Annotated in this window: 8 protein-coding genes; 2 read left to right on the top strand and 6 right to left on the bottom strand. The window is 63.1% G+C overall.

What is annotated here, in order from left to right; translation table 11 throughout:
- Positions 1-55: 55 nt before the first annotated feature.
- A complete protein-coding gene (locus HU750_RS04145; RefSeq protein ID WP_027592366.1) occupies positions 56-829 on the top strand; it encodes a ParA family protein in 774 nt (257 codons plus the stop codon).
- A 110-nt stretch (positions 830-939) separates the two neighbouring features.
- Here the strand turns inward: HU750_RS04145 and selO are convergent, their stop codons facing one another.
- From selO to betI, 6 genes are all read right to left on the bottom strand, one after another.
- The gene (gene selO / locus HU750_RS04150; RefSeq protein ID WP_186677126.1) at positions 940-2,400 is read right to left on the bottom strand and encodes a protein adenylyltransferase SelO; all 1,461 of its coding nucleotides are present in this window, start codon (positions 2,398-2,400) and stop codon (positions 940-942) included.
- A gap of 148 nt (positions 2,401-2,548) precedes the next feature.
- On the bottom strand, positions 2,549-5,866 hold the full coding sequence (mscK, locus tag HU750_RS04155) for a mechanosensitive channel MscK (protein WP_186677130.1): 3,318 nt from the start codon (positions 5,864-5,866) through the stop codon (positions 2,549-2,551).
- A 36-nt stretch (positions 5,867-5,902) separates the two neighbouring features.
- Entirely contained in the window at positions 5,903-7,645 is a 1,743-nt protein-coding gene (locus HU750_RS04160; RefSeq protein WP_027592369.1) for a potassium/proton antiporter, read from the bottom strand.
- A 251-nt stretch (positions 7,646-7,896) separates the two neighbouring features.
- Positions 7,897-9,594 (bottom strand): choline dehydrogenase, encoded by a 1,698-nt coding sequence (gene betA / locus HU750_RS04165; RefSeq protein WP_186677138.1) that lies wholly within the window; start codon positions 9,592-9,594, stop codon positions 7,897-7,899.
- Positions 9,595-9,670: 76 nt separating this feature from the next.
- Entirely contained in the window at positions 9,671-11,143 is a 1,473-nt protein-coding gene (gene betB / locus HU750_RS04170) for a betaine-aldehyde dehydrogenase (RefSeq protein ID WP_186677142.1), read from the bottom strand.
- A gap of 38 nt (positions 11,144-11,181) precedes the next feature.
- Complete coding sequence (gene betI / locus HU750_RS04175; RefSeq protein ID WP_027592372.1) at positions 11,182-11,838, bottom strand: transcriptional regulator BetI; 657 nt, start codon at positions 11,836-11,838, stop codon at positions 11,182-11,184.
- A 478-nt stretch (positions 11,839-12,316) separates the two neighbouring features.
- On the opposite strand from betI, the gene HU750_RS04180 reads away from it, so the two are divergent.
- Positions 12,317-14,320: a BCCT family transporter gene (locus tag HU750_RS04180; protein WP_186677145.1), complete on the top strand. Its 2,004-nt coding sequence runs from the start codon at positions 12,317-12,319 to the stop codon at positions 14,318-14,320.
- The last annotated feature ends 85 nt before the right edge of the window (positions 14,321-14,405 follow it).

Consider the following 14,405-nt stretch of genomic DNA (forward strand, 5'->3'; position numbering starts at 1 on the left):
CTTCGCTGGCGAGCCACCACATACTCGGGCATTCGTTGATACACGGAGGTCTCTCATGCGGCGCGTGGTGTTCAATCAGAAAGGTGGCGTGGGCAAGTCGAGCATCGCTTGTAACCTGGCGGCGGTCAGTGCCAGCGAAGGTTACCGGACCTTGTTGATCGACCTGGATGCCCAGGCAAACTCGACTCAGTACCTCACCGGCCTGACGGGTGAAGATATCCCCATGGGGATCGCCGATTTCTTCAAGCAAAGCCTGTCCAGCGGGCCCTTCAGCAAAAAGAACAAGGTCGATATCTACGAAACGCCATTCGACAACCTGCATGTGGTGACGGCCACCGCCGAACTGGCTGACCTGCAGCCCAAGCTTGAGGCCAAGCACAAGATCAACAAGCTGCGTAAGTTGCTCGACGAGTTGGACGAGGATTACGAGCGGATCTACATCGACACGCCGCCGGCGCTGAATTTTTATGCGGTTTCTGCGCTTATCGCGGCCGATCGCGTGCTCATCCCCTTCGATTGCGACAGCTTCTCGCGCCAGGCCCTGTACGGCCTGCTGGCGGAAATCGAAGAGCTCAAAGATGACCACAATGAGGACCTGCTGGTCGAGGGCATCGTGGTCAACCAGTTCCAGTCCCGCGCCAGCCTGCCCCAGCAGATGCTCGACGAACTGCTGGCCGAAGGCCTGCCGGTGCTACCGGTTTACCTGGGCAGTTCGGTGAAGATGCGCGAGTCGCACCACGCCAGCTTGCCGCTGATTCACCTGGAACCACGGCACAAGCTGACCCAGCAGTTTGTGGCGTTGCATTCGTTGTTGGAAGAAAACGCTTAGGGGTTCAAGGGTAGGGCGTGGGCGTTGTGGTGGGGCAGAGACCGAGCGCCGCCCGCGCGGCGCTCGGTCTTACAGGCACAGAAAGCCTCAAGGCAAGCACCTTCCAGGCATCACGATGAACAGCTGATTTCCAGGTGCTTGCCCCACTCCGGCGGGCGCTGGGCGTATGGCTGCATCCCGGCCTGCTCCTCGAACGGCCGGCTCAGCACCTGGTGCAGCCGGCGCACTTCACTGTAATCCCCGGCCTCGGCCGCTTCGATGGCCTTCTGCGCCAGGTAGTTGCGCAGCACGTACAGCGGGTTCACCGCATGCATGCGTTCACGCCGTCCTTCGCCGTTGCCGGCCTCACGCGCGCAGCGGGCAAGGTAGTCTGCGCCCCAGGCGTCGAAAGCCAGCAGGTCGATGAAGTCGTCGCGGACGACCTTCAGCGCCTCGGCGACCGGCTGTTCACCCAGTTTGCGGAAGAACAGGGTGTAGTCCACGCCGCCCTTTTGCATGCATTGCAGCAGGCGCTCGACCAGGGCGAGGTCTTCATCCTCGGCGGTCGTCAGGCCCAGGCGCCGGCGCATGAGGTCCAGGTAATGCGCCTGGTACAACGGCAAGAACAGCCCCAGCGCCTCTTTGAGCGGTTCCACTTCGATCACCGTGGTCAGCGCCTGGGCCAGCGCACTGAGGTTCCAGTGGGCGATAGGCACTTGGTTGCTGTAGCTGTAGCGGCCACGGTCGTCGGAGTGGTTGCAGATGAAGTTGGCGTCGAAGTCGTCGAGGAAGGCAAAGGGGCCGAAATCGAAGGTGATGCCGAGGATCGACATGTTGTCGGTGTTCATCACCCCGTGGCAGAAACCATAGGCTTGCCAGCGGGCAATCAGCTCGGCGTTGCGCTCGACGATCGTGCGGAACATGGCCAGGTAGGGCTGTTCGGCCTCGCGGCATTCGGGGTAGTGCTGCTCCAGCACATGGTCGATCAGCACGCGTTGTTGCTCGGGCTGGCGGGTGTAGTAGAAGTACTCGAAATGGCCGAAGCGCACATGGCTCTGTGCCAGGCGCGTGAGCATGGCCGCGCTTTCGCGGCTTTCACGCCAAACCGCGGTGCTCGAACCGATCACGCACAACGCCCGGCTGGTCGGGATGCCGAGGGCGTGCAGGGCTTCAGAGGCGAGAAACTCGCGGATCGACGAGCGCAGCACGGCGCGGCCGTCGCCCATGCGCGAATACGGGGTCTGGCCAGCGCCTTTGAGGTGCAGGTCCCAATGTTCGCCCGCATCGTTCAGCACTTCGGCCAGCAACAAGCCACGGCCGTCGCCCAGGCGCGGGTTGTACGAGCCGAACTGGTGGCCGGAGTAGACCATCGCGCGTGGGTCGGCTTCTTCCCAGAGCTTGTGGCCGCTGAACAACTCGGCGAACACCGGCAAGTCGGCTTGCGCGGGGTCGAGGTCGAGCAGGGCCATGGCCGACTCGCTTGCCACCACCAGGCGCGGGTCTGCGATAGGTTCGGGCAGGACCTGGGTGGAAAACGCATCGCCCAGGCGGGCGAAGCGGTTGTCGAAGCTGAGTTGGTCGAGGGCTTTCACGGGTTGCTCCTGGAAATCGGTGCCAAGGGGGCCGCTTCGCGGCCCATCGCCTGATGGCTAGCGCAGCCCCCTGTAGGAGCTGGCTTGCCTGCGATCGAGGGCGCAGCCCTCGCAAGGATTCAGAACAGAATACGGTATTCGAGCCCCTTTATACCGCTTCAGTGCCATCCGATTTCGGCTGCTCCAGCGGAATCAACTGCTGCTTGCCACCCTTCTGATCCATCAGGAACACCTCGACCTGGCGTACCGAGATCTTGATGTTATGCGCCTTGAACTCGCGGTTGATGTAGCGGTTGATCTCGTCCAGCGTCGGGTTACGGTCGCCCAGGTCACGCACGTGCATGCGCAGTTCGTGGTCCAGCGAGCTTTCGCCGAAGTTGAGGAAGTACACGATCGGCTCCGGGTCCTTGAGCACCCGCGGGTTCTCATGGGCACCCTTGAGCAGCAGGTCGCGCACCAGGTCGAGGTCGGAGCCGTAGTCGATGCCCAGCTTCAAGGTCACCCGGGTGACCGTGTCAGTCAGCGACCAGTTGATCAACTGGCCGGTGATGAAGGTCTTGTTGGGGACGATGATGTCCTTGCGGTCGAAGTCGGTGATGGTGGTCGCGCGGATGCGGATTTTGCTCACCGTGCCGGACAGGTTGCCAATGGTGATGGTGTCGCCGATGCGCACCGGGCGCTCGAACAGGATCATGATGCCGGAGATGAAGTTGGCGAAAATCTCCTGCATGCCGAAGCCCAGGCCAACCGACAAGGCCGCTACCAGCCACTGCAGCTTGTCCCAGCTCACGCCGAGGGTCGACAGGGTACTGACGATGCCGATACCGACGATGGTGTACGACAGCAGCGTGGTGGTGGCGTAGGCGCTGCCCTGGGCCAGGTTCAGGCGTGACAGCACCAGCACCTCGAGCAAGCCCGGCAAGTTGCCGGCCAGGGCGAAGGTGATGCCGACGATCACCAGCGCGCCGAGCAGGTCGCCCAGGCTGATGGGCACCATGCTGGCGGCAGTGCCGGTGCCACTGGTGTATTCGTACAGGGTGAAGTTGTTGAGGTAGGCGAACACCGAGATCAGGTCCGACCACACCCAGTACAGGCCGGCAATGAAGCCACCCAGCAAGGCCAGGCGGATCAGGCGCAGCGACTGTTGGTTGACCTGCTCGATGTCCAGCGTCGGCTCTTCGGTGATGACTTCGCCATCCAGCCCTTCTTTGGCCGCTGCACGTTTGCTCAGGGCGCGCTGGTAGGCCAGGCGCCGTGCGGCCACCGACAGGCCCCGCACGAACGCCGCTTCGATCACCAGCCAGAACAGCAGCAGGTAAAGGGTGTAGATCAGCCGGTCGGTCAGCTTCAGCGCGGTGTAGTAGTAGCCGAAGCACACGGCCACGAACAAGGCGATCGGCAGGGCGGTGAACGCCACGCCGACGGCCTTGCGGAACAGCGACGTGTCGCGGTGCGCCGGGCTGCTCAGCAGCAGGCGGCTGAGCAGCCAGGCCATCAGCGCGTAGCAGGTCAGCACCACGCCGATGCCGAGTACATCATCGGCCAGTGCAGAAGGCTGGTGCTCGGCAACCGCCACCACGCCGACCAGTGCCAGCACCACGGTGCCCAGCCTGCGCACCCAGCCCCGGAGGAATTCGACCTGCGGCTTGTGCCAACGGAAGTGCACTTCTGCCACGCCGCCAGGGGCGAGGATGCGGTAGGCGGTGTAGAACACCAGCCAGGCCTGGGCCAACTGCCACAGCGCCGCGCCGAGGTTGGCGTTTTGCCCGCGGGCGTCGATCTGCAGGGCATAGCTGCACAGGGCCAGGCCCAGGCTTACCGGCATCGCCAACAGAATGTTGATCAGGATGGCTTGGGGCGTGTGCCACTGGCTGTCACGGCGGAAGTGGCCGATGTCCTGGTGGACCTTGCTCAAGCGCAGGTAGAGGTATTTGCGCCGCCACAGCAGGGCGCCAATCACCAGCAGCAGCGGCAGGAACAGCAGCGGGCGCTGGCTCAAACCATCGGCCAGCTCCTTGAGGCCGGAACCCCAGGGCAGGTCGGCGACCTGGCTGGCAAAGCGCTCAGGCACATAGCGCAGCCAGTCCCAGTCCAGCGGCTTGTTGCTGGGGATCCAGAACATCTGCTCGTCGAGGGTGGTGCGCAGGCCTTGGGCCGTACCCAGCAACTGCTTCTGGTTGAGCTGCAAGGTGATCGATTCGTTGAGCAGCGCCGACAGTTCGCGGTTCAGGCGCTCCAGCAGGTCGGTGCGGGTGATCGCCACTTCCAGCAGGGCCTTGCGCAGTTGCGGCGTGACGTCTTCCGGCGGCTGGTTGGCCAGCAGCTTGTCGACGTAGGTGACCGGGCTGCTCATCTGCTCGCGCTGCTGGTTGATTTCGAACTGGTAAAGGCGGGTGTCGGCGATCTGGTCGGCGAGGTCGCGGTCGACCTTCAGGTGCGGCAGGGTCTGCTTCTGCTTGTAGAGGATCTTGGACAGCAGCAGGCTGCCCTTGAGCACGTTGATCTGCTCGTCCAGGGCCTGGTCGGCCTGGGTCAGGCTGTCGAGCTGCTGTTTGGTGCGCAGGTTCTGCTGGGTCAGCTCGTTGAGGCGGTCGGTGCTTTTCAGCAGGTAGTCGGACAGCTTGAGGTTGATCGTGCTTTCGGTGGCCAACAGGCTGCTGCCGCCGGCCTTTTGGGCTTCGATCGACTGCTGGGTGACCGCTTCCTGGGATTGAGCCAGGCGCTTGTCGTTGATCAGCGTCTGCAGGTCCTGGATCTCCTGCTCCAGGCGTGCGGCGCGCTCGATCAGCAAGTCGTGGCGGGCGTTGCCAAGGTCTTGCAGCAGGCTGTTGCCGGCCAGCTCCTGGCGGCGCAGTAGGGTTAGCGCGTTGAGCGAAGCGAGCTCGGCACTGAGCTGGTTGCGCTGGTCGGCGTTGAGCGCCTTGCCGTTGTCCTTGCCAGATTTGAGGGCATTGTTGATTTGCTGGGAGCGGGCCTGGCTGTTGCTGATCTCGGCCTGGGCGCGCTCTGGGCGGGTTTGGGAATTGATGATCAGGCTGTTGGCTTCGGACAGCGCCTTTTGCAGCTCGCCTTGCAGGGTGCTGCGCTCGCTGAGCAGTTGCTCCAGCTGGGGCACCGAGAGGGTGGCATAGCGCTGGGCGACAGGCTGCGGCTTGCTTTCCTTGAGCCGGGCCAATTCTTTTTGGCTGTCGCTGGTTTCTTTCGGTGCGCCGGCCAGCTGTTGCTTCAGCGCGGCCAACTTGCGCTCGTTGTCTTCCTTGGTGGCCAGCAGGCTCAGGGTTTGTTCGAGCACCTGCTGCAGGGCCTTCTGATCGGCCTCGGGCAGCTTGCGCTCGGCGATCTTGTCGAGGCTGTGCTGGATGCTGGCGGTGGTCGGCGCTTCGGCCGCGGCGTTCGCGGTGGCCGCGAACGAGAGGGACAAGCACAGCCCGAACAGGGCTGTGCGAAGGTACACGCGCAGGGACATAGGCAGACTACATTGTGGATCAGGCAGAAACGGAGTTTAGAGGAACAATCCTGGTCCGGGTCGCGTTCCTTCGGGGAATCTGACGCCCACTTTCTGGACATTGTTCCCGTCCATGGTCGCCACGGTCCAAATCGTGCCATGCCATTCGACCTGGTCGCCTACTACTGGAGCGCCTCCGACCTTCTGTCGGATGAACTGCGCCAGCGGCATTTTTGCGTCCAGGCCGTCGAGTTTCAGGCCGTAAAGTGCGGCCACGGCGCCCAGTTCGGCATCGCCTTCGAGCACGAAGTCGCCGAAGAAGCGCAGGTCCAGGCCACGTTGCGGCGCCTGGCTGAACAGCTTGCCCAGCGCGGGCAGGTTATGTTCGTGGCCGATCACGCAGAGCATGTCGCCCACCTCAAGCACCGTACTGCCCGACGGGTGCAGCAGTTGTTCGCCACGGAACAGTGCGGCAATCCGCGTGCCTTCGGGCATCTTCAGCTCGCGCAGGGCCGCGCCGATGCACCATTTTTCGGCGCCCAGGCGGTAGACGAACAGCTCCCACTCGCTGGTGATGTGCACTTCCAGCGCCGAGCGGGAGATCGGCGCTGGGTCTGGCGGTACCGTGACCTTCAGCAGCTTGGCCATCCACGGCAGGCTGGTGCCCTGCACCAGCAGCGACACCAGCACGATGAAGAACGCCAGGTTGAAGAACAGCTGCGCATCGGGCAGCCCGGCCATCAGCGGGAACACCGCCAGAATGATCGGTACCGCGCCGCGCAGGCCGACCCAGGAAATAAAGCCCTTCTCGCGGCCATGGAAGGCCTTGAACGGCAGCAGCGCGGCGACCACCGACAGGGGGCGTGCAATGAGGATCATCCACAGTGCCAGGCCCAGGGCCGGCAGGGCGATCGGCAGCAGGTCATGCGGCGTGACCAACAGGCCCAGCACCAGGAACATGCCGATCTGCGCCAGCCAGGCCATGCCGTCGAGCATGTGCAGGATGCCGTGGCGGCTGCGAATCGGCTTGTTGCCCAGTACCAGGCCGCACAGGTACACGGCGAGGAAGCCGCTGCCATGCAGGGCGTTGGTCAGCGAAAACACCACCAGGCCGCCCGCCACCACCAGGATCGGGTACAGGCCACCGGCCAGGTTGATGCGGTTGACCAGTTGCAGCATCAGCCAGCCGCCGCCCAGGCCCAGCAGGCCACCGATGCCGAATTCGCGCAGCAGGTGGGTCAGCAGGCTCCAGTGCAGCCCGGTCTGGCCGCTGGCGATCATGTCGATCAGGGTGACGGTGAGGAACACTGCCATCGGGTCGTTGCTGCCCGACTCGATCTCAAGCGTAGCGGTGACCCGCTCGTTCAGGCCCTTGCCGCCCAGCAGCGAGAACACCGCCGCGGCGTCGGTGGAGCCGACGATGGCGCCGATCAGCAGGCCCTGGATCAGGCTCAAATTGAACAGCCACGCCGCGACCAGGCCGGTGAGGGCGGTGGTGATCATCACCCCGACCGTGGCCAGCGACAACGCCGGCCACAACGCCACGCGGAAGCTGGCCACGCGGGTGCGCAGGCCGCCGTCGAGGAGGATCACCGCCAGTGCCAGGTTGCCCACCAGGTAGGCGGTCGGGTAGTTGTTGAAGATGATGCCGCCACCGTCCACGCCGGCGACCATGCCGACGGCGAGAATGATGACCAGAATAGGGATGCCCAGGCGAGAGGACAGCGAACTGACCAGGATACTTGCACCCACCAGCAATGCGCCGATCAGAAACAGGCTGTTGATGGTGCTGGCATCCAAAGGCAGGTACTCCGGGATATCGCGGGAAGGGGGCTTGACTCGCAAGTCGCGTGCCAACTGATTCTAACCTGATGAATTGGCAGCATGTAAAGCGTTTCTGCAGATGAAAAAAAGGCACCGCGAGGGGTGCCTTCTTTTGTGTTGCCTGGGCGGGCCTCTTCGCAGCGCAAGGCTGCTCCTACAAGGGAGCGCGTTCCCCGGTAGGAGCAGCCTTGTGCTGCGAATGGGCCGCAAAGCGGCCCTCAGGGCAATCAGCCTTGCTTCACTTCACGCATCGGCTTGCCTTTGACTGGCGCACCGTTGGCCACGTAGTACTTGGCGGTGCTGCGCGGCAGTGGCTTGCGGTTGCGGATCTTGTCCGCGATTTTCTCGGCGATCATGATCGTGGTGGCGTTGAGGTTGCCGGTGATGATGATCGGCATGATCGACGCATCGACCACACGCAGGCCCTGCATGCCATGCACGCGGCCTTCACCATCGACCACTGCCATGTCGTCGGTGCCCATCTTGCACGAGCAGGACGGGTGGAAGGCGGTTTCGGCGTGCTCGCGGATGAACTTGTCCAGCTCTTCGTCCGTCTGCACGTGCGCACCCGGGCTGATCTCGCGACCACGGTACGGGTCCAGCGCCGGCTGGGCCATGATTTCGCGGGTCAGGCGGATGCCGTCGCGGAATTCTTGCCAGTCCTGCTCGGTGGCCATGTAGTTGAACAGGATGCTCGGGTGCTGGCGTGGGTCTTTCGACTTGGCCTGGATGCGCCCACGGCTTGGCGAACGCATCGAACCCATGTGCGCCTGGAAGCCATGCTCCTTCACGCCATTGGAGCCGTTGTAGTTAATCGCGACTGGCAGGAAGTGGTACTGGATGTTCGGCCACTTGAATTCAGGGCGGGTGCGGATGAAACCACCGGCCTCGAACTGGTTGCTGGCGCCGATGCCGGTGCCATTGAACAGCCACTCGGCGCCGATGGCCGGTTGGTTCCACCACAGCAGCGACGGGTACAGCGACACCGGCTGGGTGCACGCGTACTGCAGGTACAGCTCGAGGTGGTCCTGCAGGTTTTCGCCAACGCCCGGCAGGTCATGCACGACCGGGATGTCGAGGCTTTCCAGCAGGGCGCGCGGGCCGACGCCGGAGCGCTGCAGCAGTTGCGGCGAAGCGATGGCGCCGGAGCTGACGATGACTTCCTTGCGGGCACGGGCTTCGACGCGCTCTTCGCTGTCGCCGACCAGGTAGGTCACGCCCACGGCACGCTTGCCGTCGAACAGCACGCGGTCGCTCAGGGCATGGGTGACGATGGTCAGGTTCGGGCGCTTCTTGGCCTGGTCCAGGTAGCCGCGCGCGGTGCTGGAACGGCGGCCGTTCTTGGTCACCGAACGGTCCATCGGGCCGAAACCTTCCTGCTGGTAGCCGTTGAGGTCTTCGGTGCGCGGGTAACCGGCTTGCACGCCGGCCTCGACCATGGCGTGGAACAGCGGGTTGTTGCCAGCCTTGGGCGTGGCGACGCTGACCGGGCCTTCGCCACCGTGGTAGTCGTTAGGGCCGATGTCGCGGGTTTCTGCTTTGCGGAAGTACGGCAGGCAGTCCAGGTAGGTCCAGTCTTCCAGGCCTGGCAGTTCTGCCCAGCCGTCGAAGTCCATGGCGTTACCGCGGATGTAGCACATGCCGTTGATCAGCGAAGAGCCACCCAGGCCCTTGCCGCGGCCACATTCCATGCGGCGGCCGTCCATGTGCGGCTCTGGGTCGGTCTCGTAGGCCCAGTTGTAGCGGCGGCCCTGCAGCGGGAAGGCCAGGGCGGCTGGCATCTGGGTGCGGAAGTCGAAGCGGTAGTCGGGGCCACCGGCTTCCAGCAGCAGTACGGTGACGCTGGCGTCTTCGGTCAGGCGGGTGGCCAGGGTGTTACCGGCGGAACCTGCGCCGACGATGATGTAATCGAATTCTTGGGACATTTAAGTACCCTCGTTTGGCGGTGATCAGGGAGCGGGAACGCCCGTGCGCGCTGGCACGGGCGTGACTACACGCGGTTTAGAAAACCGAGGAGTAGCCGCCCAGCTCGACCTGGACCGACTTGATGCGCGTGTATTGAGCCAGCGAGCTGATACCGTTTTCACGGCCAACGCCCGACTGCTTGTAGCCACCGACCGGCATTTCGGCCGGCGATTCACCCCAGGCGTTGATCCAGCAGATGCCGGCTTCAAGCTTGTGGATGATGCGGTGGGCACGGGTGATGTCGTTGGTGCACACGCCCGCGGCCAGGCCGTATTCGGTGTCGTTGGCGCGGCGGATGACTTCTTCTTCAGTCTCGTAGCTGAGGATGCTCATCACCGGGCCGAAGATTTCTTCCTTGACGATGGTCATGTCGTCGGTGCAGTCGGTGAACACGGTCGGGGCCACGAAGGCACCCTTGGCGAAGTCACCTTCGGTCAGACGCTCGCCACCGCACAGTACGCGGGCACCTTCTGCTTTACCCTTGGCGATGTAACCCAGCACGCTTTCCATGTGCTGGAAGCTGACCAATGGGCCGAAGTTGGTGTTTTCGTCTTCCGGGTTGCCAGCACGGATGCGGGCAACGCGCTCGGCGATCTTGGCTTCGAAGGCGGCTTTCAGCTCGGCAGGGATGAACACGCGGGTGCCGTTGGTGCACACCTGGCCGGAGCTGTAGAAGTTGGCCATCATCGCGATGTCGGCGGCCTTGTCCAGGTCGGCGTCGGCGCAGATGATCAGTGGCGACTTGCCGCCCAGTTCCATGGTCACTTCCTTGAGCGAGGAGCTCGAGGCGCTGGCCATGACTTTCTTGCCGGTGGTGGTGCCGCCGGTGAAGGAGACTTTTTCGATGCGCGGGTGCTCGGTCAGCCAGGTACCGACTTCGCGGCCGCTGCCGGTCAGCACGTTGAACACGCCATCAGGCAGGCCGGCTTCGGTGTAGATCTCGGCCAGTTTCAGGGTGGTCAGCGAGGTGACTTCCGACGGCTTGAAGATCATCGCGTTGCCAGCGGCCAGGGCTGGGGCGGATTTCCACAGGGCGATCTGGATCGGGTAGTTCCACGCGCCGATACCGACGGTGACGCCTAGCGGCTCGCGACGGGTGTAGACGAAGGAGCTTTCACGCAGCGGGATCTGCTCGCCTTCGATGGCTGGCACCAGGCCTGCGTAGTACTCCAGCACGTCGGCGCCGGTGACGATGTCGACGTAGCGGGTTTCGGAGTACGACTTGCCGGTGTCCAGGGTTTCCAGCTGAGCCAGTTCATCGTTGCGCTCGCGCAGGATGTCGACGGCGCGGCGCAGGATGCGCGAACGCTGCATGGCGGTCATCGCAGCCCAGACTTTCTGGCCACGCTCGGCGCTTTCGACGGCTTTTTCGACGTCGGCCTGAGTGGCACGTTGCACGTGCGCGAGGACTTCGCCGTTGGCCGGGTTGATGGCCTCGAAGGTGGCATCGCTGCCAGCGTCGACATAACCACCATCAATGTAGAGTTTTTGCGTTCCGAAACGGGCCATAGTGTCCTCGCAAGTGCAGTGTGTGGTTGGCTAGCGCGTCACGCTCCTGCCGGGTTGGCAACGGCCGTGCGCGGTGGTTCAGAAGCCTGGTCGGTTGTGCCCAGGGACTGCTGTTTAGCCAGTTGTAGATCCATGTATTCGTAAGCGATTCGTATCGCCTGGTCGGTGTCGAAAGCATCTCCCGACAACGCGCCACGCAGCCATAGGCCGTCGATCAGGGCCGCCAGCCCGCGGGCTGCCTTGCGCGCATGGTAAAGCGGCAGGACGCGGCGGAACTGACAGCATAGGTTGGAGTACAAGCGGTGATCGTTGATCCGCTGCAACCTGTGCAAATCGGGCTGGTGCATGCTGGACGCCCAGAAGGCCAACCAGGTTTTCATTGCCGGGCCGTTCACCTGGCTGGCATCGAAGTTGCCCTCGATGATCACTTTCAGGTGGGCACGCGGGCTGTCGTCCGTCAGTGCCTGGCGCCGTGCTGCAACGCCTTCGTTGAGCATGTTCATGATGTAACCCATCGTCGCTGCAATCAGGCCGTTCTTGTCCCGAAAGTAGTGACTGATGATGCCGTTCGACACGCCGGCCAAACGGGCAATGAGCGCAATGCTGGCATCTCCCAGCCCCACCTGATCGACCGCTAGCAGGGTGGCTTCGATCAATTGCTGGCGGCGGATGGGTTGCATACCGACCTTGGGCATCTTGCATTCTCCTCAGGCCTGACAAGCAGACGACAAGCGGCTGACTCGGCGAAGGCCAGTCTATTTTGTTTTGATTGAACGTTCAATCAATAAAGAATAAGCTCTGCGACAATTTGTGCCATTGACAGTTTTTCAGGCTGTTTCGAGCGCACGGATTGACACCCCAGGAAATCGCGTAACCCCCGGAATACAAGGCGTTGACGGGCATGTGCGATGCGAAATGCAGATTCTGCCGAACGGTCATCGACCTGCGGCAGGCCCTTGGAGCGGGCGGGGTGCTCTGTGACGAATGCGCGCACCACGGTGTTGGATGCGGCATTTTTTGCAGACCACCTGTCTGTTTTTTTGCAACGTATCGATTCGGGATCACGGTTTCCAGGGTGCTTTTATAACACCTGACGCAGTGGGGGTATTCCACCAATTGCTCGGGAAAAGACTGATTAGCCTCCACAGCCGTACTGCCCGGAGCATTCGTGCAATGAGTTCTGCCTCCCTTACCAAACCCCCCGCCGAGAGGGTCCGGGTCAATAGCGTCGTGTTCTACACCTCGGCGTTGCTGATCCTTGCGTTGACTGCCTTGCTTATCGCTGTACCCGAAACCGCAGGCCAAATGCTGGGCGTGGCCCAGAAGTGGCTGACGCGCACCTTCGGCTGGTACTACATGCTGGTGATCTGCGGATACCTGGTGTTCGTCGTTTACCTGGCCTTCTCCGACTACGGCAAGCTCAAGCTGGGTGGCAAAGATGACCAGCCCGACTTCAGCTACGGCGCCTGGGCCGGCATGCTGTTCTCGTCCGGTATCGGTATTTCGCTGCTGTACTTCGGCGCGTCCGAGCCGCTGGACCACTATTTCAACCCACCGGAAGGCACGCCTGCCAGCCTCGAAGCCGCGCGCCAGGGCCTGCAGCTGACCTTCTTGCACTGGGGCCTGCACGGCTGGGCGATCTACGCCCTGGTCGGTCTGGCCGTGGGTTACTTCGCCTACCGCCACAACCAGCCGCTGGCACTGCGCTCGGCGCTGTATCCGCTGGTGGGTGAGCGTTGGGTCAAGGGCGCTGCCGGCAATGCCGTGGACATCTTCGGCATGTTCGTCACCCTGCTGGGCTTGGTCACCAACCTGGGGATCGGCTCGATGCAGGTGTCTTCGGGCCTTGAGTACCTGTTCGGCATGGACCACAGCAAGACCAACCTGCTGGTGGTCATCCTGGTCATGGCCGGCGTTGCCACCGTGGCCGCAGTGTCGGGCGTGGAGAACGGCATCCGCCGTCTGTCCAACCTGAACATCATCCTGTTCAGCGGCCTGCTGATATTCGTGCTGCTGGGCGGCGAGACCCTGCACCTGCTCAATGGCTTCGTGCAGAACGTTGGCGACTACCTCAATGGTATCGTGCTGAAGACCTTCGACCTGTACGTCTACGAAGGCGAGGCGGGCAAGTCCGAGCGCTGGTTGGGCCTGTGGACCGTGTTCTACTGGGCCTGGTGGATTTCCTGGGGCCCGTTTGTCGGCATGTTCATTGCTCGTATCTCCAAGGGCCGTACCGTGCGCCAGCTGGTCATGGGCGTGTTGCTGATCCCGCTGGGCTTCACCCTGGCCTGGCTGTCGATCTTCGGCAACACCGCGCTGGACCTGGTGATCAACCAGGGCGCCGTGGAGCTGGGCAAGACGGCCCTTGAGCAGCCGTCGATGTCGATCTACCAGCTGCTGGAATACTTCCCGGCCGCCAAGATCGTGATCGGTGTGGCGGTGTTCGTCGGCTTCGTCCTGTTCCTCACCCCAGCCGACTCCGGCGCGGTGATGATGGCCAACCTGTCGTGCAAAGGCGGCAAGGTGGACGAAGACGCCCCGCACTGGATGGTGGTGTTCTGGTCGGTGATCATCACCCTGGTCACCATTGGCCTGCTGTTCGCCGGCAACTTCGAAGCCATGCAGACCATGGTGGTGCTGGCTGGCCTGCCGTTCTCGGTGGTGCTGGTGCTGTTCATGTTCGGCTTGTACAAAGCCATGAAGCAGGACGTTGCGGTGGAGCAGGAGCGTGCCGAACTGGCCGCCCGTGGCCGCCGCGGCTTCAGCGAGCGCCTGACCCAGCTGGAACTGCAGCCCACCCAAGCCGTGGTGCAGCGCTTCATGGACAAGCAGGTCAGCCCGGCCCTGAAAGAAGCGGCCGAGCAGCTGCGCACCTTGGGCTTCGAGGTGGAAACCCGTGTGGGCCAGTCGCGCAACATGATGGGCCTGCGGGTGATGATGGAAGAGGGCAACCCCTTCGTCTACGAAGTGAGCCTGGACGGCTACCTGGCCGCGCCGAGCGAGGCGCCGGTCGAGGGCGAGCCGGAAGTGCAACAGCGCTTCTACCGCGCCGAGGTGTACCTGCACGATGGCAGCCAGGAATACGACCTGATGGGCTTCGCGCCGGAGCAGATCGTGCGTGATGTGCTCGACCAGTTCGAGAGCCATCGCCAGCTGCTGGGGCGTGTGTACAGCTGATCGTTGTGAAAAAGGGCCCTGCTGAACAGCAGGGCTTTTTTTTGCCCTGCAATAAGTAGCACCAGGTGGCAGAGCGCACGCGACA

The sequence above is a fragment of the Pseudomonas sp. SWRI50 genome, from assembly GCF_014269095.1.
Taxonomy (GTDB): Bacteria; Pseudomonadota; Gammaproteobacteria; order Pseudomonadales; family Pseudomonadaceae; genus Aquipseudomonas; species Aquipseudomonas kermanshahensis.

Excerpts from the sequence above, each read along its gene's own strand:
- betI (WP_027592372.1), bottom strand. The coding sequence starts at position 11,838 with ATGCCCAAGGTCGGTATGCAACCCATCCGCCGCCAGCAATTGATCGAA.
- betA (WP_186677138.1), bottom strand. The coding sequence starts at position 9,594 with ATGTCCCAAGAATTCGATTACATCATCGTCGGCGCAGGTTCCGCCGGT.
- HU750_RS04180 (WP_186677145.1), top strand. The coding sequence starts at position 12,317 with ATGAGTTCTGCCTCCCTTACCAAACCCCCCGCCGAGAGGGTCCGGGTC.
- mscK (WP_186677130.1), bottom strand. The coding sequence starts at position 5,866 with ATGTCCCTGCGCGTGTACCTTCGCACAGCCCTGTTCGGGCTGTGCTTG.
- betB (WP_186677142.1), bottom strand. The coding sequence starts at position 11,143 with ATGGCCCGTTTCGGAACGCAAAAACTCTACATTGATGGTGGTTATGTC.
- HU750_RS04145 (WP_027592366.1), top strand. The coding sequence starts at position 56 with ATGCGGCGCGTGGTGTTCAATCAGAAAGGTGGCGTGGGCAAGTCGAGC.